Here is a 19,059-nt window from a genome sequence, read left to right on the forward strand (position 1 = left end):
TGGGTCCTCTCAGAGGGCTAGGGCGATCGCCTTTGCGCCGGCGGCGTTGGGATGCAGACCGTCGCCGCTGTTGAAGCCGGGGCGGAGCCGGGCCGGGTCGGCCGGGTCGCGGAGCGCCGCATCGACGTCCAGGAGGCGGTCGAAGACACGGCCTTGCCGGAGTGCGGCGTTGACGTCGCTGCGGACCTCGTCGAGAGCGTCGGTGTAACGGATCCAGCCCTTGAACGGGCCGATCGTCGCGCCGATCACCTCGAGGTCGTGATCGTGCGCGCGGCGTACCAGCTGGTCGTAGGCCTGCAGGATCCGTGCCGGGTCGGTCTGGCTGGGCGGTTGCTGGATGTCGTTGATGCCCAGGAACACGACCAGCGTCCGGAGACTCGGCAGGCCGAGTACATCGCGGTCGAACCTGGACTGGCCGCTGGGTCCGAAGCGGGCGTCGTCGAGCAGAACACGGTTTCCGCTGATTCCGAGGTTGGCGACGGCGGGGCGCCGGCGGAACCGTGCGGCGTACTGGTCCGGCCAGCGGAGGTTCGCGTTGTCCGGCGTGCCGACTCCTTCGGTGATCGAGTCGCCGAGCATCGCGACCACGCGGCGCCCGGCCGCCGGTACGTCGACGCCGTTGAGCAGGAACACGGAGTTGGTCGGGCGGTTGCCGATGGAGCCGGTCGCGTGCACGTTCCGGTGGAAGCTCAGGGGGCCGGTGGGGCCTGGCAGGTACATACTCACCACCAGCTCCCCGCCGTCCGGCACCACCATCTCCACCGGATCGCTCACTACAGTCGCGCCGGCCGCGAGCAGGATCTCCTTCTCCCCGCCGAACAGCACCGGCGTACCGTTCGCCGCTACCGGTCCGACCACCACAGCCGTCGCGCCGAACGGATTCGCGAACCGCAGCCGAACGCCAGCACCTGTTCCTGCCGAGAGGTGAAGGGCGTAGCGCAGGGTGGTGTCGGTGAACCCGGCGCTTGCGTCGGCGTCCGTGGGCGTCGGAGCAGTCTGCGCAGTCGCCCAACTCGCGGCCCACTGACCATGAGTCCCCACCGACGATCCCACGCCCTGCCTAACCGACGCGGTGGCCGCCGATCCCGCACCTACCGCGCCAAACAACCCACCAAGAACCCCACCGGCCGTCCCACCAAGAACAACCCGTCGCGACACCCCACCAGCCGTCACTTCTGACGACACCCGACGCGAGCCCTCCTGAGCGGCGCCGGACTCGGGGGTGTGTTGTGTCCCGGGCATCAGCAGGTCGCTGTCGGGTTGAAGTTGGTGGCGTAGGTGCCTACGGAGTTTCCTCCGGTGTTGCCGGACATCGTGTTGCCGCAGATCTGGCCCTGGGGTGTGCGCATGAACTTGATGCCGCCGGAGGCGTTGTTCGTGATGGTGTTTCCGTAGACGTTGTTGTCGGTTCCGTCGGTTTCCGTGTCGCCGCCGAGGCGGACGCCGGCGCCGGCGTTGTCGTGGATCGTGTTGTAGCGGAACGTGTTTCCGTTGCCGCGCGCGTCCAGCCCGCCCGAGCTGGGGTCCTGCTGCTGGCTGCAGTCGTTGTGCTCGACGACGTTCGCGGTCGAGTTCTCCTTCACGTCGACGCACTCGTTGCCGTACGTCGCGATCGTGTTGTCGTGGATGTGGTTGTTCCGGCTGCGGTCGGGCTGGTCGTCGGGTGCACCGTTCGCGCCCTGCTGCTCGGGCGCGGTGCCGAGGTAGATCCCCTCGCCGTTCTTACCGCCGTCGCCGAACTTGAAGTCGTACACGCCGCACGGGCCGACGGTGTTGTCGTGCACGTCGGCGTTCGTGATCAGGTACCGCAGCCGCAGACATTCGCCGCCGGCGTTCTTCAACCGCAAGTTCCGGATCGTCAACGTGCCCACGCCGTCACCAGGCGACGTGCTCATCACGTACACGAGCTTGTCCCGGTACCCGGCCTTACTGGACGACGACCCGAACAAGCCGTCGATCGTGAACCCGTCCAGCGTCACGCCGTCGTGCTGGATCTGGAGGATGCGCGAGTTTCCGGCGCCTTTCACGACCGCGCTCGACGGCCCGGTGATCGTGACCCCGGACCGGATCGTCACCGCGTCCTGGAGATAGGTGCCGGAGGCAAGGTGTACGGTCGCGCCGCGGGGAGCGACGTCAAGCGCTTTCTGGATCGTCGCGAACGGCGTACCGGTCGAGGTACCCGAGTTGGCGTCGCTGCCCGTGGTGGCGACGTAGTAGTCGGTCGCGGCGTGCGCCGGGATCGCAGGCAGCGCCAGCGCGGCGCCGAGAAGCAGGATCGGGACAGCTCTGGACATGGTGGTCCTCCTGAGTGGGCGGTTGCTGCCTATGGGCGGTCGGCGACGAGCAGGCCGACCAGAACCGGAACTGTGGTGCCGAGGAGCAAGGGACCTGCTGGTATCGGAAGCGAGAAGACCGGTGCGGCGACGGCGGCGCCGAGGAGTGCGGTGCCGCGCGGGACGGAGGTGAAGGCCAGGCGGAACGCCGTACGACGCCAGTCGGCGGCTGATCCGGACGGGTGGCGGCCCGCGGCGACCGCGAGCGCGAGGTGATAGGTGACCGCGGCGGCGAACAGGCCGACGTGGATCATGAACAGCGTCAGGACGAGCGGGCCGGAACGACCGGAAAGAAACGACAAGTTGCTGGCAGCAATCACCGCGGCGATCGTCATCAGCACCGAGTGCGGGAGCAGCGGGCGCCAGTACCTGCGCCATCCGGCGAACACCCCCGTGAAGCACCGCGCGTCGCCGTCGGTCCGCCACCGGTGGAGCGCGAACCCGACCGCCGCCAGGGCGGGAAGCCACGTCACGATCCCCAGGCACAGGATCGTGAAGGCCGCGCCGGCCATCGCCGGGCTCGCGATCCAGCCGAGCCAGTCGAGCGCGCGCCGGCCGAGCCCTCCCCCGGTCATACCGTGATCCGCCCGTCCGGCGTCACGATGACCGCGCGGATCCCCGCGCCGGCCCAATCAGGCTGGAGGTCGGCGCCTTCGATGGTGCCCTCGTCGTCGCCGAGCAGCACGGTCTCGTCGGCGAAGGCGACTCCGTGGCCGCGGGCGAGGTCGAGGCGGCGTGCGGTCGGTGGTGCCGGGTGCAGCGACGACGTGGGTTCGATGGTTGTGAGAAGGGTGGTGGTCATCGTCCGGCGAGCAGTGGCCCGGAGCGTGTGCATGGTGCGGGTCAGGCGAAGGCTGGGCGTGCTGGACGTCGGGTTGGCCTCGACCTCGGTCACGGCGGACTCCACGGTCAGCGGTGTGTGCAGCCGGACCCAGGCTTGCGCGGACCCCGACCGCAGCGCGATCTCGTCGCCGTACTCGATCGGCCAGTCGGCGTGCAGCAACAGTGTCCAGTCGCGCGGCGCCTCGGCCGCGCACCGGTCGAGCAGGACGAGCCGGCCGGCGGGCGTGAAGACGAGGGTCCGGTCCAGTCGGGTGATGCCCAGCTCAGGCGGGTACATCGCCGCGATCTGTGCTGTGGCGTGGGCCATCCCGTCGGCCGCGCGGACGTCGACCATCCGCGCCTGGCGTTCGTACGGGATTCCTTTGTAGACGTGGTACCGGTCCTCGTCGGCGTACCCGAGGCCGTCGACCAGGATCAGGTTGTGGTCGCCCGCGCGCTTGCGGTTGCTGTATCCCTCGTCCACGGCCAGGAAAGCGCCGCGCGAGGTGAGCACGAACGATCCCGAGTCGGGGTGATGATGCCCGGCGCTCAGCGTGTCCCAGCCGCGCTCGCGGTCCAGCCGGTGCGATGTCTCCCACGCCTGATGCCCACCGCCCGGCGCGGCCTTGAACGACACCATCGTTGCCTCGTCGTCCCATCCGGTCCGCGCGGTGACCAGGCCGAGGTCCGGAAAGTACGCGGACAGCGGCGTGTTCTTCGCGGGATCGACCGGGGACAGCGAGTCGTCGTACCAGAGCAGCTCGAGGTACGCCTCGGGCATCACGCCGGGTTTCACACCGCTCGCGTACGCCTCCCGCCAGAAGAACCGCTCGGACACGAGATCGGCCAGCCACTGTGCCTCGCCGATCCGGTACGCGGAAGCGAGTTTCCGGTACAGCGCGACGCCGTGTCCGCTGCGCCGGTCGTGGCAGTCGCCGTGATCGATGTTCTCCTCGAATCCCGGCGCACACTGCTGCAGCCGGTAGGAAAACGTGTTCGCCAGGAACCGGCAGCGCTGCCACCAGTCGAGACCCTCCCGGTCCTGGAGCAGGTCCAGGTACGTCGCCAGCCACGGCACGCCGTACCGCCAGTAGACGACGCCCTCCATGTCGGACCCGTCCGCCGGCAGCAACTCGACGACCGTCTCGAAGTTCCGCTTGGCGCGCTGGGTCCATTCGGTGCGCCCCAGCGCATAACCGGCCGCGGCGAGCCCGGTGTAGCAGATCCAGTTGTGGTTCTGCCAGTACGACGAGCTCCACCACGAGCCCTCGGTCTCGACGGCGAACTCGTACAGCCGCGCCCCCTGCAGCTCGAGCTTGGCGCGCAGGTCGCCGGCCAGAGCGAAGTCGTCGCCCAACCAGGTGTAGGCGAGGGACAGCCCGTGCAACAACCAACCCGCGTCGAGGTCGTGGTCCGGGAGGTGGGCCTTGCCCCAGTGCGGGAAGCCGATCGCGGCCGAGATCCAACGCTCCGCCTCGCGGCGGTATCCCTCGTGGCCGGTCAGGCGGTAGGCCAGCGCGAGGTTGGCGGCGGCCGGGCCGAAGTACGTGATGCTCGCGGACGGGTGCTCGGTCGGTGGGGTCTGCGCTCGGTACCAGTCGCACTGCTCGCGCAACCGCCGCCACTGCGCGGCGTACCGTCCGTCGAGGCCGGCGCGTACCTCGTCGATGCGATCGTCGAACATCACAGTCCTCCGATCGCGTGATCGTTTCCGTCCACCGTGATCACGTCGCCGACCAGCCGCACGTCGAGCGGTGTGGTCGAGTAGACGGAGCAGTACGTCGCGGTCGCGCCGACAACTGTCCAGTCGAGCCAGGTCCGGGTCCGCTGCGGATCGTCGGCCGGACCGGGGCCCGGGCGGGTCACCGGTACGGCGTCGGCGAGGTGGTAGCCGTACAGCGTTTCGTCGCCCGCCCACGTCGTCCGTACCGCGTCCGGACCGACCTCCACGGTCAGGTCGACGTCCGGGCGGAACTGCAGCACGATCTCGCGCTCGCGATCCGCCGTCACCCGGACGACATCCACCAGGTAACTGTTTCCGGAAATGAGTTTCCGGGTTGCGCGGACCCCGTCGTACCAGCCGTCGACGGTGGCCGTCACCGACTCCGCGTCGGACGTCAGCCGGCCGGTCGCCTCGGCGGGTTCGAGGCCGTCGATGCGGATCGTCGGGTGCGCGGCGGCAGACTTGTAGTGCGCGCGCCACTCGGCATGGCCGTACGGCACCTGGCCGGGGTCGGGCTGCCACGGTGTCTTCGCGCCGTACAGGTAGAGCGCGAGCTTGTCGTGGTGCCCATGGGAGCCGCCATGCGGGCCGTGGTCGAGGATCGCCTGAAGACCGGGCACGCGAAGCACCGCGTAGAAAGAACTGACCAGCAACGACCCGCCGGCCGGCGAGCCACCCTCGACCGGGGCGGGGTCCGCCGCGGGGGTACGGGGTGGGCCGTCGAACCAGTTGGTCAGCTTGTCCTCGAGGCCGTCGTACTCGGGGCCGACCTCCGCCAGCGCCCGGTCCGCAACAGCGCTCAGGTCGTACGCGGTGGTGAACTGGCGGGCGAGCGAAGCGATCTCCAGCCACTCCAAGGCCAACGGAGCCCGGAGATACGGACCGTCGTGGAGGGCCGGAAGGATGCCGCCGTCGGTGGCGATCGAGGCCAGCGCCGCGAGCATCCGCTCCAGGCGATCAGGCACCGATGACGGATCGACAGCGCGCAGACTCAGCAGATAGGCCCGCAGAACGAAGCCGTGGTAGTACGTGCTTCCTTCCCACTCCCAGCCGTCCTCGCCGGTCGCGGCCTCCATGTGCGCGAACTGGCCACGTTCACCGGTCAACCACTCCTCGGCTCCGGACCAGCTCTCGCCCCGAACAGCAGCGCCCGCCTGACTCGCGGTCGTCCCGAGGGCGTTGAACCACGCGGTGTAGTTCGACGAGAACTTGTCCTGGGCAACCATCGCGTCGCGGGCCCGGCGTGCGCCGGCGACCATGTCGTCGAGCATCGGGAGCGTCTCCCCCAGCTCGGCCCGGCCGGCCAGGTTCAGGATCGAGTGGGCGATCGGCACACCCCACACCGCATCGGTCAGCGCCTGGTGGAACAACCGTCCGCGCTGCATCCACCCCTGCGCCTGCTCGTGCTCCCCCGCTTTCGTGAGCTCCACGTACAACCGCGCGTACGACGTGAGCAGGTCAGCCCCGCCGCCGTCGTACGAGAGCAGCCGGATCCGCCGCGCCCAGAAGTGATGGGCGAGGACCGTCCACGCGCCGCGCACCGCGGGGGTGTCGACCCGGCAACCGTAGGAGCACGGAACGCCGCCCTCCGGAAAGTTTCCGGAATCGAATCCGACGTGCGCCAGCTCGACACCGTGTGCCGGACACACGTACTCGTGCCACCAGCCACCGCGTTCCGTCGGCGGAGTCAGCGCGGCCACGTGCCACCGTCGATGTCGATGGTGATACCGGTCAGGTAACCAGACGCCGGCAGCGCGAGGAACCGGACCGCGTTCGCCACGTCCTCGACCTGTCCGGCGCGGCCGATCGGCGTTCCGGCGACCATGTTCGTCTGCGCCTGGGCCGTGGAAAACGTGTTATGAAACGCGGTGTCCGCGATGTATCCGGGCGCGACCGCGTTGACCGTGATCCCGCGCGGCCCGAGCTCCTTCGCCAGCCCCTTGGTGAACCCGCGGATCCCGGCCTTCGCCGCCGCGTAGATCACCGAGCCGGGACCGCCGCCGTTGTGCGCGGCGAGCGAGGCCATCGTGACGATCCGCGGGTTCGCCGACTGCGCGAGGTGCGGAATCGCGGCCCGGGTGGTCCGGAACGTCGCGCCCAGGTTCACGTCCACGACCTGCTGGTAGTGCTCGTCGGTCATCTCCTCGACCGGGACCCGCCCGATCAGGTGGCCGGCGTTGCAGACCAGCACGTCGAGGCCGCCGAGGAAACCGACCGTTTCGTCGAGCAACCGGTCGACCTCCGCCGTCGAGGTCACGTCGGCGCCGACCGCGATCGCCTTCCGGCCGAGTTCCTCGATGCCGGAAACGGTCTGCGCGGCCGCGGCGGCGGACTTTCCGTAGTGCACCACCACGTCCGCGCCGGCAGCCGCCAGGCCGAGCGCGATCCCGCGGCCGATGCCGTGCCCGGCCCCGGTCACCAGCGCGCGCGTCCCCTGCAGTTCCCCGGTCATAGAAACAGTCCTTCCGTCGATTGTCATTTGATGCCCGCGGTCGCGAAACCTTGGACGAAGTAGCGCTGCCCGATCAGGAACAGCACCACCATCGGCACGGTGGCCAGGGTGGTGCCGGCCATCAGGAACGCCCACTGGGTGTCGTTCTCGGTGCGGAACACGGACAGCCCGACCTGGATCACCCGCAGGCTGTCGCTCTTGGTCACCAGCAGCGGCCAGAGGAAGTTGTTCCACGACCCCTCGAAGGTGAGCAGCGCGACGGTGATGAACGCGGGTTTCACCAGCGGCGTCATGATCCGCGCGTAGATGCCGAGCTCACCGAGACCGTCCAGCCGGGCGGCCTCCTCCAGCTCCACCGGCAGGTCCAGGTAGAACTGCCGGAACAGGAACACCGAGAACGGACTCACCGCGCCCGGGATGATCAGCGCCCACCAGGTGTCCAGCCACCCGGTGCCGCCCTGCCCGGTGATGTCGTTCCCGCCGAACAGCGGCATGAACCGCACGATCAGGAACTCCGGCAGGATCTTGGTGTACGTCGGGATCATCAGCGCCCCGACGAACCCGAGGAAGATCAGCGAACTCCCCCGGAACCGCAACCGCGCCAGCGCGTACCCGGCCATCGACGCGATCAGCACATTGAGCACGGTGTGGCTGACAGCGATCACGAAACTGTTCCGCGCGTACGTCGCGAACGGCGCCGCCCGCAACGCGTCGGCGTAGTTTCCGAAAGCCCATTCCGTGGGGAACAACCGGGGCGGCACCGCGGCGATGTCGCCGGGGGTCTTCACCGAGGTCAGCAGCATCCAGACGAACGGCACGATCATCACGACGGAGATCGCGGTCAGCGTCAGGTAGAGCGCGATCCGGCCGGTTCGGACCCGCGTCAAGGTCTCAACGGGTGGCACGGTCGCCTCCGGTGATCCGCCGGTTCAGCAGGGTCAGGAACAGCAGCAGCGCGAACAACACCAGGCTCTGCGCGCACGCGTATCCCATCCGGAACTCCCGGAACGCGGACTTGTAGATCTCGTACGTCATCATCGTCGTGCTGTTCGCCGGCCCGCCGTCGGTCAGGATGTACACCTGGTCGAAGGACTGGAACGCGCCGATCACCGAGGTGACGAAGACGAAGAACGTCGCCGGCCGCAGCAGCGGCAGGGTCAGGCTGAAGAACTGCCGGACCTTCGAGGCGCCATCCACCGACGCCGCCTCGTACAGGTCGGTCGGCAGGCTCTGCAGCGCCGCCAGGTAGATCAGCATCTTCAGGCCGATCCCCTGCCAGATCCCGACCACGATCACGGCCGGCATCGCCCAGTCCGTCGAGGACAGCCAGGCCGGGCCGTCCAGCCCGAGGAACAACAGGACGGCGTTGGCGAGGCCGCTGCGCGGGTCATAGATCCACAGCCACACGAGCGCGACGGCGATCGTCGCGGTCACCTGCGGGATGAAGATCGCGGTCCGGAAGATCGCCCGCCCGGCCAGCCGGGTGTTCAGCATCAGCGCGATCAGCAGCGCGATCGCCATCGCCACCGGAACGGTGAAGAACGTGTAGATGCTGGTGTTCAGCACAGCGCGCCGGAAAACGCTGTCGGAAACCAGGTCGCGGAAATTATCCAGCCCGACGAACCGCGGCGGCGTCAGGACGTCGTACGACGTGAAGCTCAGCACGACCGCGGCGACCAGCGGAATGCCGATCCAGATCAGCGCGTGCAGCACGGCGGGCGCGACCATCAGCAGACCGGCGCGGCGGCGGGCGCGCAGCAGCCCCCGCTGCCGCGGCGGGGCTGCGGACGGTCCGGATGCGGTCGCCCGCACCCGGTCCCGCGTCGACACCATCGTTCCGCTCACAGCCGCGAGATCGCTTCCTTGCTCAGGTTCGCGAGCTCGTCGATCGCTTCCTTGGCGGTCCGCTTGCCGACCACAGCGGTCTCCAGCGTGGTCTTGATCTTCTCCCGGATCTCCATCCAGGCCGCCGTGCCGCCCTCCGACCGGGCCTTGCTCATGTTGTCCAGGGCAAGCTTCACGAAACCGTTGTTCTTCACGTAGTCCGAGGTCCGCAGGTCCTGGACGCCCGGCACGGAACCGCGTTGTTCCGCGGTCGGCAGGATCGATTCCGGCGTACCCATGAACTCGACCAGCGCCTGCGCCGCCGCGGCGTGCTTCGAGGAGGCCGACCGGGCCACCATGGTGCCGCCCTGCAGCATCGCGGGCACCTTGTTGGCCAGGATGAACGCGCCGACCTTGTCCTCCGCGAGCAGCTCCGGGTTCTGCTTCTTGAGCTGCACCCAGAGCGAGTTGTTCGACATCATCATCGCGGAGCGGCCCTGCTGCAGCGTGGTCGGCTGACCGGCCGACGACTTGAACGAGTAGTCCGCGGACTTGTCCTTGATGACGTCGAGGAACAGCTGCAGCGCCTCGACACCACGCTCGTCGTCGAACTTGACCTGCTGCCCGGCCTCGTCGAACAGGTTCCCGTCGTTGGCGAACAGGAACGTCTCCCAGCACTGCCGCAGATCGATCGAGAACGGGTCGAACCCGACCCGGGTGAGTTTGCCGGAGGCATCGGTCCGCGCCAGCTCCTTCGCCATCGACCGCAGCTCGGCCCAGTCCTTCGGCGGCGCGGTGATCCCGGCCTCGGCGAACAGGTCCTTGCGGTAGGTGACGATCCGGGTGTCCAGGACCATCGGCAACGCGTACAGCTTGCCGTCGAACCGCGACGGCTCGAGGACGCGGTCCTCGTAGTCGTACCGCTTGGCGAGCTCGTCGGGCAGCGGCGCGAGCACCTTCTTGTGCGCGAAGGGCGGGATCCAGCCGACGCCGAGCATCACGACGTCCGGCATCAGGCCGCCGGCCAGGCTGGTGGTGATCTTCTCGTTCAGGGCCGCGTACGTCGTGTAGTCGACCTTGACCGTGACGTTCGGGTTCTTCTGCTTGAACGCCGGCAGCAGTTTGCCCTCCAGCAACTCCTTGCCGGTGCTGCCCTCGAACAGCGGGGTGAGCAGGCTGATCTCGCCTTCGACGGGCCCGTCGGCGGCCGCCTGGGTGGTGCCGCCCGACGCGGAGCACCCGGTGGCCGCGGCGACGGCGCCGAGCCCGAGGGCGGTCAGGACTGATCTGCGGGTGTACTCCATGGCGCGCCTTTCGTGGTGCTGCGGAAGAGGAGTGGTGCAACGATCTACCAACCGGAGCGGCGCAGCTATGCGCGGCTGGTGCAACGATGCACCGCATGCTAGGAACGGATTTCGCGGCACGTCAAGAGGTAGACGCCGACGAGCTGTCGCTGGACTTTCGGCGATACCTGATGCATCGTTGCACTGCGATACGGCAGCACCACGGGGTGACAGAATGCGCGGGTGGGCGGTGAATTGAGAACTGGCGAGGTGACGATCCAGCAGGTCGCGACCGAGGCGGGCGTCTCGCCGAGCACGGTGTCGAACCTGCTCAACGGGCGCAACCACCGGATGCTGCCCGAGACCCGGCAGCGGATCGAGCGCGCGATCGACAAGCTCGGCTACCGGCCGAACCGGGCCGCCCGGCAGCTCCGGACCGGCCGGAACACCACGATCGGGCTGGTCGTCCCGTCGGTGGGCAACCCGTTCTGGGGTGCGCTCGCGCGGCACCTGGAGTCCGCGGCGCTGGCCGAGGGGTACCACGTGCTGCTCTGCAACTCCGAGCGCGATCCGCGCCGCGAGCGCGACTACGTCGACGAGTTGTGGGCCGATGGCGTCCACGGCGTCGTACTGTGCTCGTCGCTGCCGTCGCTCGAGCACGTGATGCCGCTCGTCGAGCGCGGACTGCAGCTCGTCGCCTTCGACCGGACGTCGCAGGCTGGGGACCCGGCGTCGCTGGTCAGCATCAGCGTCGACAACGCGATCGGCAGCCAGCTCGCCGCGCAACACCTCACCGATCTCGGGCACCGCCGGCTCGCGTTCGTGTCCGGCGCGCTGGCGAGCGTCAACCGCAAGGAGCGGTACCGCGGGTTCACGGCCGCTCTCGAGCAGGCGGGGATCGATCCGGCGACGTCGGTGCGCGCGCCGGTCAAGGGCGACGCGGACGACTTCGGTGACGTCGAGGCCTCCGAGCTGGGTCGCGCCGCCGCGGCCGAGCTGCTGGCGCTGGAGGAGCCGCCGACCGGGATCGTCGCGATCAACGACATGTGCGCGCTCGGCGTCTGCCGCGGGCTGCGCGACGGCGGGCTCGAGGTGGGCAAGGACGTCTCGGTGGTCGGTTTCGACGACATCGTGCTCGCGGACCTCTACGCGCCGACGCTGACCACGGTCCGGCAGCCGATGAAGGAGATGGCCGCGGCCGCCTTCACCCAGCTCCGGTCCCGGCTCGACGACTCCGGGCCGACGCAGGGCCAGTCGTTGCTGTTCCGTCCAGAGCTGATTGTGCGCGAGTCGACCGCGCCGCCGGCGGAGCGGACGCCGTCGTAAAATGAGCCCGGTGCAACGGATCTCGTCGCGGAACGCCCGGTTCCAGGTGTGGCAGGCGTCGCTGACCAATCGCACCAAACGGCAGCGGTCCGGCGAGTTCCTGGTGCAGGGCGTCCGGCCGATATCGGTTGCCGTCGACAACGGCTGGCCGGTGCGCACGATCATCACCGACGCGTCCCGCCCGTTGTCCCGCTGGGCTTCGGACCTGCTCCGCCGGCTGCCGGACGTCGAGCGGGTCGCGATGGCGCCGGAGCTGCTGGCCGAGCTCGGCGAGAAGGACGATCCCGAGCTGATCGCCGTACTGGAACTGCCGGCCGACGAGCTCGAGCGGATCCCGGTCGGGCCGGAGTTCCTCGGCGTCGTCTTCGACCGGCCGACCGGACCGGGGAACATCGGGTCGATCATCCGGTCCGCCGACGCGTTCGGGGCCGACGGCGTGATCGTGACGGGACACGCCGCCGACGTCTACGACCCGAAGGCGGTGCGCGCGACGACGGGATCGCTGTTCGCGGTCCCCGCCGTCCGCGCGCCGTCGCATCGCGAGGTCCTCGACTGGGTACGCCGGTCCGCAGTGCCCGTCGTCGTGGTCGGCACCGACGAGCACGGGCCGACCGACGTGGACGCCTTCGACTTCGCCCAACCGGTGCTGCTGCTGATCGGGAACGAGACCGCCGGCCTGAGTACGGCGTGGAAGGACGCCGCCGATCACCTGGTCCGGATCCCGATCACCGGATCAGCGAGCTCGCTCAACGCCGCCAACGCCGCGACCGCCGTCCTCTACGAGATCTCCCGCCAGCGCCGCGTCCGCTAGCACCGGTGGCCTCACGCCCTGCAGAGGATCTCGCCGTGCAGGATCGAGATCGTGGCGTCGGGGGTATCCGTCCAGGTTCGCCAGGCCTGTGAGATCGCGGTCAGCGTCTCCTCCGGTACGCCGGCCGCGCGCGCCTGGTCCGCGAGCGCCGACTGGAGGATCCGGTCCGCCCACATGCCGCCCCAGAACGCACGGTCCGCGGGGTTCGTGAACGCCCAGGTCGACGTGGTCGCCTCGACGTTGTCGAAGCCGGCCGCGAGCGCCCACGACAGCAGCCGCCGGCCCGCGTCCGGTTCGCCGCTGTTGGCGCGCGCCATCCGCTGGTAGAGCTCCATCCACTCGTCCAGCTCGGGAAGCTGCGGGTACCAGACGAACCCGTGATAGTCGGAGTCGCGGACCGCGACGAGCCCGCCGGGCTTGCAGACGCGCCGCATCTCCCGCAGCGCCTGCACCGGATCGGCCACATGCTGCAGGACCTGGTGGGCGTGCACGACGTCGTACGTGTCGTCGGGCAGGTCCAGCGCGTGGACGTCACCGACGACGAACTCGACGTCGAGATCCAGGTTCTCGAACGCCGCCCTGGTGATGTCGAGCGCGGCGGCGTTCGCCTCCAGCGCCGTCGTCCGGCCGGGCCCGACCAGGCGGGCGAGATCGGCGGTGATCGTGCCGGGACCGGCGCCGACGTCGAGCAGCGACATCCCCGGCCGCAGTTGCTCGAGCAGGTAGCCGGCCGAGTTCTGCGCGGTCCGCCAGCTGTGCGACCGCAGCACCGACTCGTGGTGGCCGTGGGTGTAGACGTTGTTCATACCAGGCTCCTTTGCCCTCGCCGATCGCACCCCACGCTAATCCAGAGTCTTGCTCAATGAGACATATTGTCTTGCAATTCGAGACCACGTTCATGGCCGAATATGGCCAGACCGGACCCCCTCGGGCGCGCGAACCTTGCAGTACTTCGACCATCGAGGAGGAATCCGATGCTGGCAAAGGTGTTTCCGATCAAGCTGAAGGACGGCAACCAGGCAGCCGCCGAGGCGATCGTGCAGGAGTTCGCGCCGAAGGGGCCGGGCGCCGAGGAAGGCACGCTGTCCTTCCGGGTGTACCGCGACCCGGCGACCCCGGATTACCTGTTGTTCGTCGAGCACTTCGCGGACCAGGCGGCGTACGACGCGCACACCGGGTCGGCGGCGTACAAGGAACTGATCGCGGGCCGGTTCGCCGACCTGATCGTCGAGTTCGTCGAGGTCGACCACGAACTGCTGGTCAGCCTGTGAACGACCTGGCGCGGCGGCTGCGGGAACTGCACGGGCAGCCGCCGCTGGTGCTGCCGAACGCCTGGGACGCCGGCTCGGCGCGGGCGATCGAGGCCGCGGGCGCGGCGGCGATCGCGACGACGAGCACAGGTGTCGCCTGGGCATTCGGCGTGGACGACGCGGGCGAGCTGACGCAATCGGCGGCGCTCACGATGATACGCGCGGTGTGCGCGGCGGTCTCGGTGCCGGTGACGGTCGACGTCGAGGCCGGGTACGGCGACGTCGCGGGCACTGTCGCCGCGGTGCTCGAGGCAGGTGCCGTCGGCATCAACCTCGAGGACAGCACCGAACGGGTCCTCGACGAACCGGAGGTGCACGCCACGCGGATCAAGGCGGCCCGCGCCGTCGACGCCGGCCTGGTGATCAACGCACGGACCGATACGTACCTGTTCGGCGACCGGACCGGAACGATCGAGCGCGCGAAGCTGTACGCCGACGCCGGCGCGGACGTGCTGTTCGTACCGGGCGTGGTCGACCTGCCGACGATCGCCGGACTCGTCCGGGACTCGCCGCTGCCGCTCAACGTGATGGCCGGTCCGGGGGCGCCGTCGGTCGCCGAGCTCGCGGAGGTCGGCGTGGCGCGGATCAGCGTCGGGCCGGCGATCACCAGCGCGGCGTACGCACTCGCGACGGCCGCGGCCCAGGAGCTGCTGACGAGTGGCACCTATCTGGGAATGACCGTCGGCAACTAGGCGACCAGCTGGTAGACGGCGGCGAGCGAGCGCCATGGGCGGAGGTGCTCGACCTCGCCGCCGAGCGGCCAGGCGTCCCGGGCGCCGAGGCGCAGCGCGATCTCCTGCGCCGCCCGGCCGCTGACGACGGTCTCCAGCGCCGGGACCAGCGTCTCCGCGTCCTCCAGCCTGATGTTGCCGTTAGCAACTTCCCGGGCGAACGGCCCGATCATTTCCGCCGCGGCCAGCGCCTCCGGTCCGGGGAACGCGTGCGTCAGGCCATGGCCGAGCCCGGGCACCGGCACGCCGTACACCTCGACGAGCTTGCGCAGCGCGTCGCTCGCCTCGTCCGGAGCGAGCCGGTCCCGGACGACGGCCTGGACGGCGACCTCGAACGGGCCCCACGCCCCCGGCACGCGAACGCCGGGCCGAGCCGTCACCAGCGGCCCGAGCCCCGGATCCGCGGACAGATGCGCACGCGCACGGACCGGCTCGCAGTCGAGCCCGACCAGGCGTGCGGCCCGGTCGACGACATGGATGACGCCCTCCCAGAACGGCAGGTGCGCACGCAGGATCAGGTGATCTTCGCCGCCCGCACCGATCTCCAGCAGGCCGGGCTCGCCGTCGAGCGAGATCGTCCGCCGGTACACACCGTCCACGACCGACTCGACGCCCGGGACGGCCCGCGCAGCGAGGTACGAACTCATGGCCTCCCAGTCGTACGGCGGGGTGAACGGCAGCCGCAGCACCAGCCCGCCGTCGGCCGCGAGGCGATCGCCGCGACGGCGCCGGTCGCGTAACTCCCGCGGCGTGGCCCGGAAGATCTCCCGCATCGCCCGGTTGAACTGCCGCAGGCTTCCGAACCCGGCCGCGAACGCGACCTCCGCGATGCCGAGGTCGGTGTCGTCCAGCAGGCGGCGCGCGAAATGCGCCCGGCGGGAGCGGGCGAACTGGTCCGGCGTGACCCCCAGGTGCTCGTGGAACATCCGCCGGAGGTGCCGCGCCGACACCCCCAGCCGCGCCCCCAAAGCGTCCTCGCCGGCCTCGTCGAGCAGGCCGGCGATGATCAGCTGCACCGCGCGGCAGACCAGCTCGGGGGTCTCGTCCGCGACCGTCCCGGCCACCCGGTACGGCCGGCAGCGCAGGCAGGCGCGATACCCGGCCGCCTCCGCGGCGGCGGGCAGCTCGAAAGTGCTCACGTTTTCCGCCAGCGGCTTGGCTCCGCAGCCCGGCCGGCAGTAGATCCCGGTCGTCCGCACCGCCGAGTACGTGGTCACGGAAGCCACGCTAGAGGCGGCCTCCGACAGTTCCTGACACGCGGTTTACACCGAGTGCCCACGGTGACGGATAAGGTACGGCGGGTGCAGCCGAAACCGATGCTCGTCGTGGTCAGTGGTCCTCCTGGGACCGGCAAGACGACGCTGGCGCACCGGATCGCGACGGCGATCGGCTGCCCGGCGATCTGCCGCGACGAGATCAAGGAAGGCATGGCGCACGCCACCCCCGGATTCGTGCCGGGCCCGGGCGACCCGCTGACGATGCGCACGCTGTCGACGTTCTTCGACGTGATCGGCCTGCTGGTCGGCCGCGGTACGACGGTGGTCGCGGAGGCGGCGTTCCAGGACCGGTTGTGGACGCCCGGCCTGAGCCCGCTGCTCGGCCGCGCCGACCTCCGGATCCTGCACTGCACGGTCCCGGCGGAGGTCGCGCTGCAGCGGATCACCGCCCGGACGACCAGCGACCCGCGCCGGGCGGCGCACGAGGACAAGCAGATCAGTCCGGACGCGCGGCTGCGGACCCACAACGCCTTCCAGGCCGTCGATCTCCCGGTTCCCTCGCTGACCGTGGACACCACGACCGAGCCGCCACTGGACGAGATCCTCGCCTTCCTGCGCCGGGAGTGAGGTACCTAACGACAGGACATGCCCCCACCGGGCGCGGTTCGGGAGGAGACTGCGAGCGGGGAGGGCAGAGAGACCTCCTGTCGTTGGGCACCACCTGAGGAGTGATGGGCATGCTGGAGCGGTTTGCCGGGCTGACGACGGCGCATGTGGCCGATGCTTGTCTGCGGGCCAAGGTTCCCGTGCGGACGGTGTCGTTGACCGCGGTGACCGGCAGCAGGGTCGCGGGCCGGGTGCTACCGGCGCAGCACGTCGGAAGTGTCGACGTTTTCCTGGAGGCGCTCGAGTCCGCGGCCGACGGCGACGTACTGGTCGTCGACAACGGCGGGCGGCGGGACGAGGCCTGCGTCGGCGACCTGCTCGCACTGGAGGCCGCGGCCGCCGGTGTGGTGGGGATCGTGATCTGGGGACTGCACCGGGACACGGTCGACATCGCCGCGATCGGCCTGCCGGTGTTCAGCCTCGGCGCGTTGCCGACCGGTCCGCTGCGGCTCGACCCGCAGTCGGCCGATGCGTTGTCCACGGCAACGATCGGCGACTGGACGGTGACCCGGGACGACGTCGTCCTGGCGGACGAGGACGGCGCGATCTTCGTCCCGGCGGATCGGCTGGAGGAGCTGTTCGGGCTGGCGGAGTCGATCCGGGACACCGAGCGCCGACAGGCGGACGCGATCCGGGCCGGGCGGTCGTTGCGCGAGCAGGTGAGCTTCGCGCAGTACCTCGAGCGCCGGGCCGCCGACCCGTCGCTGACGTTCCGGCAGCACCTGCGCGCGGTCCGTGGAGCGATCGAGGAATGACCACATGGCAGTTGGGTGACGTCACCGTCAGCCGACTCGGTTTCGGAGCGATGCGGATCAAGGCCGGCCCGGATCGACCGGCCGCGCTCGCCGTACTGCGTCGCGCGGTCGAGCTCGGCGTCAACCACATCGACACGGCCGCGTTCTACGGACCCGCGAACGAGCTGATCCGCGAGGCCCTGGCGCCGTACCCGGCCGACCTCGTGATCGCGACGAAGGTCGGGCCGGGCACCGATCCGGAGCGCGGGTTCTACAACGCGACAACAGCCGCGGAGCTGCGCGAGCAGGTGGAGACCAATCTGCGGCAGCTCGGCGTCGACCGTCTGGACGTCGTGAATCTGCGGATCACCGGCGACGGCTCGCTCGCCGAGCGGTTCGGGTGGCTCGTGGCGCTGCGGGACGAGGGACTGATCCGGCAGCTCGGCGTCTCGAACGTGCGGCTCGAACACGTCCGGGAAGCGCTCGCGATCGCGCCGGTCGTGTGCGTGCAGAACAGCTACGCCGTCGACCGCCGCGGCGACGAAGACGAGGTGATCCGCTTCTGCGCCGAGCAGGGGATCGCCTATGTCCCCTTCGGATCCATCGCCGACGCCATCTCCTCGGCAGCCGTCGACGCGGTCGCCGCGGCCCACGACGCCACGCCGCAGCAGATCCGCCTCGCCTGGACGCTGCACCGCTCCCCCAACATCCTCGCGATTCCCGGCACCGGCAGCGTCCGGCACCTCGAGGAGAACGTCGCGGCCGGCGCGCTCGAGTTGTCCGCGACCGACCTCGCATCCCTCAGCTGATCCCTCGCGTCGCTCGGCTGGGCTCGGCCGACCTCGCGCCCTCGGCTGGGTCGCGGCCGACCTCGCGCCCTCGGCTGGGCTCGGCCGGCTTCGCGGCGCTCAGCTGATTGCGGCGCGGACGGCGGGGACGACCTCCTGCGACCAGCGGGACAGCTGCGTCTCGAACGGGTCGGTACCGCGCGGAAACAGCGTGAAACCAGCCGCATCGTGGTTCAGGACCGCGTCGGTGAGCTCCTCGACCCATTGCGCCGGCGATCCGCCGAGCCAGCGCCCGTCCTCGTCCCGCGTGCGGGGCAGCGGGGTCGCGGTGATCGCGCCGGGGAAGTTGTAGACGGTCGCCACGTCCGACGGTTTCCGTCCGACCGACAGGGCTGCCTCGTCGATGATCGGCCGGGACCAGCGGTACCGGTCGCTGAGCCAGTCGGCGGCGTGGCCGGGGATCCAGCCGTCGGCGTTCCGGCCGGTCGCGGCCAGCGATTTCGGGCCGTTCGAGCCGGTCCAGATCAGCGGTGCGGGTACGGCGGCCGGGCGGAGCGCGCCGATCGGGTAGTGCTTCGTCGGCGCCGGCGAACCTCCGTCGGACAGCGAGTGGACGAGCTGCATCGCCTCCTCGAAAGCCTCGACCGCCTGGGCCGGGCGCAGCTCCGGGACGCCCATCATCGTGATCCGGTCCCACGCTCCGCCGGCGCCGAGGCCGAGGACGAAGCGGCCGCCGGACAGCGCCGACAGCGAGGTCGCCGTCCGGGCGAGGACCGGCGCGGGCCGCAGCGGCAGGTTGGTCACGTTCACGAACGCGGACAGCCGCTCGGTGCGTCCGAGGACGAACGCGATCGCGGCGTACCCGTCGAGCATGTCCGCGACGTACGGGTGGTCCGCGAGGCTGACGTGGTCGAGACCGTCCCGGTCCGCCTGCTGCGCGAGCCGGACGATCGCGCCGGCCTCCCGCACCGCGTCCGGCGAGCCGTATCCGAACCGCACGTTCATGTCGCACTCCTCAGGTAGTTCGCTGTTCTAACTA

At 70.0% G+C, this 19,059-nt stretch carries 19 protein-coding genes; 7 read left to right on the forward strand and 12 right to left on the reverse strand.

Annotated features, from left to right (window positions below):
* Window positions 1-9 precede the first annotated feature (9 nt).
* From AB0I12_RS37835 to AB0I12_RS37875, 9 genes are all read right to left on the reverse strand, one after another.
* Window positions 10-1,041 (reverse strand): GDSL-type esterase/lipase family protein, encoded by a 1,032-nt coding sequence (locus AB0I12_RS37835; RefSeq protein ID WP_359939675.1) that lies wholly within the window; start codon window positions 1,039-1,041, stop codon window positions 10-12.
* Between the two features lie 200 nt (window positions 1,042-1,241).
* Window positions 1,242-2,294 carry a right-handed parallel beta-helix repeat-containing protein gene (locus AB0I12_RS37840; protein ID WP_359939678.1) on the reverse strand — a complete coding sequence of 351 codons (1,053 nt, stop codon included), beginning with the start codon at window positions 2,292-2,294 and terminating at the stop codon, window positions 1,242-1,244.
* Window positions 2,295-2,323: 29 nt separating this feature from the next.
* Window positions 2,324-2,908, reverse strand: coding sequence for a hypothetical protein (locus tag AB0I12_RS37845; RefSeq protein ID WP_359939681.1), 585 nt, complete (start codon window positions 2,906-2,908; stop codon window positions 2,324-2,326).
* Window positions 2,905-4,839, reverse strand: coding sequence for a hypothetical protein (locus AB0I12_RS37850; protein WP_359939684.1), 1,935 nt, complete (start codon window positions 4,837-4,839; stop codon window positions 2,905-2,907). Before AB0I12_RS37850 ends, AB0I12_RS37845 begins: the two co-directional genes overlap by 4 nt.
* The gene (locus tag AB0I12_RS37855) at window positions 4,839-6,578 is read right to left on the reverse strand and encodes a heparinase II/III family protein (protein ID WP_359939687.1); all 1,740 of its coding nucleotides are present in this window, start codon (window positions 6,576-6,578) and stop codon (window positions 4,839-4,841) included. The genes AB0I12_RS37850 and AB0I12_RS37855 overlap by 1 nt, the downstream gene beginning before the upstream one ends.
* Window positions 6,566-7,330 (reverse strand): SDR family oxidoreductase, encoded by a 765-nt coding sequence (locus AB0I12_RS37860; protein WP_359939690.1) that lies wholly within the window; start codon window positions 7,328-7,330, stop codon window positions 6,566-6,568. The genes AB0I12_RS37855 and AB0I12_RS37860 overlap by 13 nt, the downstream gene beginning before the upstream one ends.
* A 23-nt stretch (window positions 7,331-7,353) precedes the next feature.
* Window positions 7,354-8,235, reverse strand: a complete 882-nt coding sequence (locus AB0I12_RS37865) for a carbohydrate ABC transporter permease (RefSeq protein ID WP_359939693.1) — start codon at window positions 8,233-8,235, stop codon at window positions 7,354-7,356.
* Complete coding sequence (locus tag AB0I12_RS37870) at window positions 8,222-9,175, reverse strand: sugar ABC transporter permease (protein ID WP_359939696.1); 954 nt, start codon at window positions 9,173-9,175, stop codon at window positions 8,222-8,224. The genes AB0I12_RS37865 and AB0I12_RS37870 overlap by 14 nt, the downstream gene beginning before the upstream one ends.
* The gene (locus AB0I12_RS37875) at window positions 9,172-10,458 is read right to left on the reverse strand and encodes an extracellular solute-binding protein (protein WP_359939699.1); all 1,287 of its coding nucleotides are present in this window, start codon (window positions 10,456-10,458) and stop codon (window positions 9,172-9,174) included. The genes AB0I12_RS37870 and AB0I12_RS37875 overlap by 4 nt, the downstream gene beginning before the upstream one ends.
* Before the next feature lie 222 nt (window positions 10,459-10,680).
* Here AB0I12_RS37875 and AB0I12_RS37880 point away from each other — a divergent pair, with 222 nt between their 5' ends.
* Both AB0I12_RS37880 and AB0I12_RS37885 read left to right on the forward strand, forming a co-directional pair.
* Window positions 10,681-11,763 (forward strand): LacI family DNA-binding transcriptional regulator, encoded by a 1,083-nt coding sequence (locus tag AB0I12_RS37880; protein ID WP_359939702.1) that lies wholly within the window; start codon window positions 10,681-10,683, stop codon window positions 11,761-11,763.
* A gap of 1 nt (window position 11,764) precedes the next feature.
* Complete coding sequence (locus tag AB0I12_RS37885; RefSeq protein ID WP_359939705.1) at window positions 11,765-12,574, forward strand: TrmH family RNA methyltransferase; 810 nt, start codon at window positions 11,765-11,767, stop codon at window positions 12,572-12,574.
* Window positions 12,575-12,585: 11 nt separating this feature from the next.
* On the opposite strand, the gene AB0I12_RS37890 is transcribed toward AB0I12_RS37885, so the two are convergent.
* A complete protein-coding gene (locus AB0I12_RS37890; RefSeq protein ID WP_359939708.1) occupies window positions 12,586-13,380 on the reverse strand; it encodes a methyltransferase domain-containing protein in 795 nt (264 codons plus the stop codon).
* A gap of 168 nt (window positions 13,381-13,548) precedes the next feature.
* Between AB0I12_RS37890 and AB0I12_RS37895 the strand changes: the two genes are divergently transcribed.
* Entirely contained in the window at window positions 13,549-13,845 is a 297-nt protein-coding gene (locus tag AB0I12_RS37895; RefSeq protein ID WP_359939711.1) for an antibiotic biosynthesis monooxygenase, read from the forward strand.
* Complete coding sequence (locus tag AB0I12_RS37900) at window positions 13,842-14,576, forward strand: isocitrate lyase/phosphoenolpyruvate mutase family protein (RefSeq protein WP_359939714.1); 735 nt, start codon at window positions 13,842-13,844, stop codon at window positions 14,574-14,576. Before AB0I12_RS37895 ends, AB0I12_RS37900 begins: the two co-directional genes overlap by 4 nt.
* Here AB0I12_RS37900 and AB0I12_RS37905 read toward each other — a convergent pair.
* Window positions 14,573-15,832 (reverse strand): AlkA N-terminal domain-containing protein, encoded by a 1,260-nt coding sequence (locus tag AB0I12_RS37905; RefSeq protein ID WP_359939717.1) that lies wholly within the window; start codon window positions 15,830-15,832, stop codon window positions 14,573-14,575. The two genes, AB0I12_RS37900 and AB0I12_RS37905, sit on opposite strands and share 4 nt — an antisense overlap.
* Window positions 15,833-15,916: 84 nt before the next feature.
* Between AB0I12_RS37905 and AB0I12_RS37910 the strand changes: the two genes are divergently transcribed.
* From AB0I12_RS37910 to AB0I12_RS37920, 3 genes are all read left to right on the forward strand, one after another.
* Window positions 15,917-16,459 (forward strand): AAA family ATPase, encoded by a 543-nt coding sequence (locus AB0I12_RS37910; protein WP_359939720.1) that lies wholly within the window; start codon window positions 15,917-15,919, stop codon window positions 16,457-16,459.
* Between the two features lie 110 nt (window positions 16,460-16,569).
* On the forward strand, window positions 16,570-17,253 hold the full coding sequence (locus AB0I12_RS37915) for an RraA family protein (RefSeq protein ID WP_359939723.1): 684 nt from the start codon (window positions 16,570-16,572) through the stop codon (window positions 17,251-17,253).
* Window positions 17,250-18,041, forward strand: coding sequence for an oxidoreductase (locus AB0I12_RS37920; RefSeq protein WP_359939726.1), 792 nt, complete (start codon window positions 17,250-17,252; stop codon window positions 18,039-18,041). The genes AB0I12_RS37915 and AB0I12_RS37920 overlap by 4 nt, the downstream gene beginning before the upstream one ends.
* A gap of 99 nt (window positions 18,042-18,140) precedes the next feature.
* Here AB0I12_RS37920 and AB0I12_RS37925 read toward each other — a convergent pair whose 3' ends face one another.
* Entirely contained in the window at window positions 18,141-19,025 is an 885-nt protein-coding gene (locus AB0I12_RS37925) for an LLM class flavin-dependent oxidoreductase (RefSeq protein ID WP_359939729.1), read from the reverse strand.
* Window positions 19,026-19,059 lie beyond the last annotated feature (34 nt).

Source organism: Kribbella sp. NPDC050459 (assembly GCF_040655315.1).
Lineage (GTDB): Bacteria > Actinomycetota > Actinomycetes > Propionibacteriales > Kribbellaceae > Kribbella.

Excerpts from the sequence above, each read along its gene's own strand:
- AB0I12_RS37890 (WP_359939708.1), bottom strand. The coding sequence starts at position 13,380 with ATGAACAACGTCTACACCCACGGCCACCACGAGTCGGTGCTGCGGTCG.
- AB0I12_RS37925 (WP_359939729.1), bottom strand. The coding sequence starts at position 19,025 with ATGAACGTGCGGTTCGGATACGGCTCGCCGGACGCGGTGCGGGAGGCC.
- AB0I12_RS37850 (WP_359939684.1), bottom strand. The coding sequence starts at position 4,839 with ATGTTCGACGATCGCATCGACGAGGTACGCGCCGGCCTCGACGGACGG.
- AB0I12_RS37860 (WP_359939690.1), bottom strand. The coding sequence starts at position 7,330 with ATGACCGGGGAACTGCAGGGGACGCGCGCGCTGGTGACCGGGGCCGGG.
- AB0I12_RS37915 (WP_359939723.1), top strand. The coding sequence starts at position 16,570 with ATGCTGGAGCGGTTTGCCGGGCTGACGACGGCGCATGTGGCCGATGCT.
- AB0I12_RS37895 (WP_359939711.1), top strand. The coding sequence starts at position 13,549 with ATGCTGGCAAAGGTGTTTCCGATCAAGCTGAAGGACGGCAACCAGGCA.
- AB0I12_RS37875 (WP_359939699.1), bottom strand. The coding sequence starts at position 10,458 with ATGGAGTACACCCGCAGATCAGTCCTGACCGCCCTCGGGCTCGGCGCC.
- AB0I12_RS37845 (WP_359939681.1), bottom strand. The coding sequence starts at position 2,908 with ATGACCGGGGGAGGGCTCGGCCGGCGCGCGCTCGACTGGCTCGGCTGG.
- AB0I12_RS37840 (WP_359939678.1), bottom strand. The coding sequence starts at position 2,294 with ATGTCCAGAGCTGTCCCGATCCTGCTTCTCGGCGCCGCGCTGGCGCTG.
- AB0I12_RS37885 (WP_359939705.1), top strand. The coding sequence starts at position 11,765 with ATGAGCCCGGTGCAACGGATCTCGTCGCGGAACGCCCGGTTCCAGGTG.
- AB0I12_RS37920 (WP_359939726.1), top strand. The coding sequence starts at position 17,250 with ATGACCACATGGCAGTTGGGTGACGTCACCGTCAGCCGACTCGGTTTC.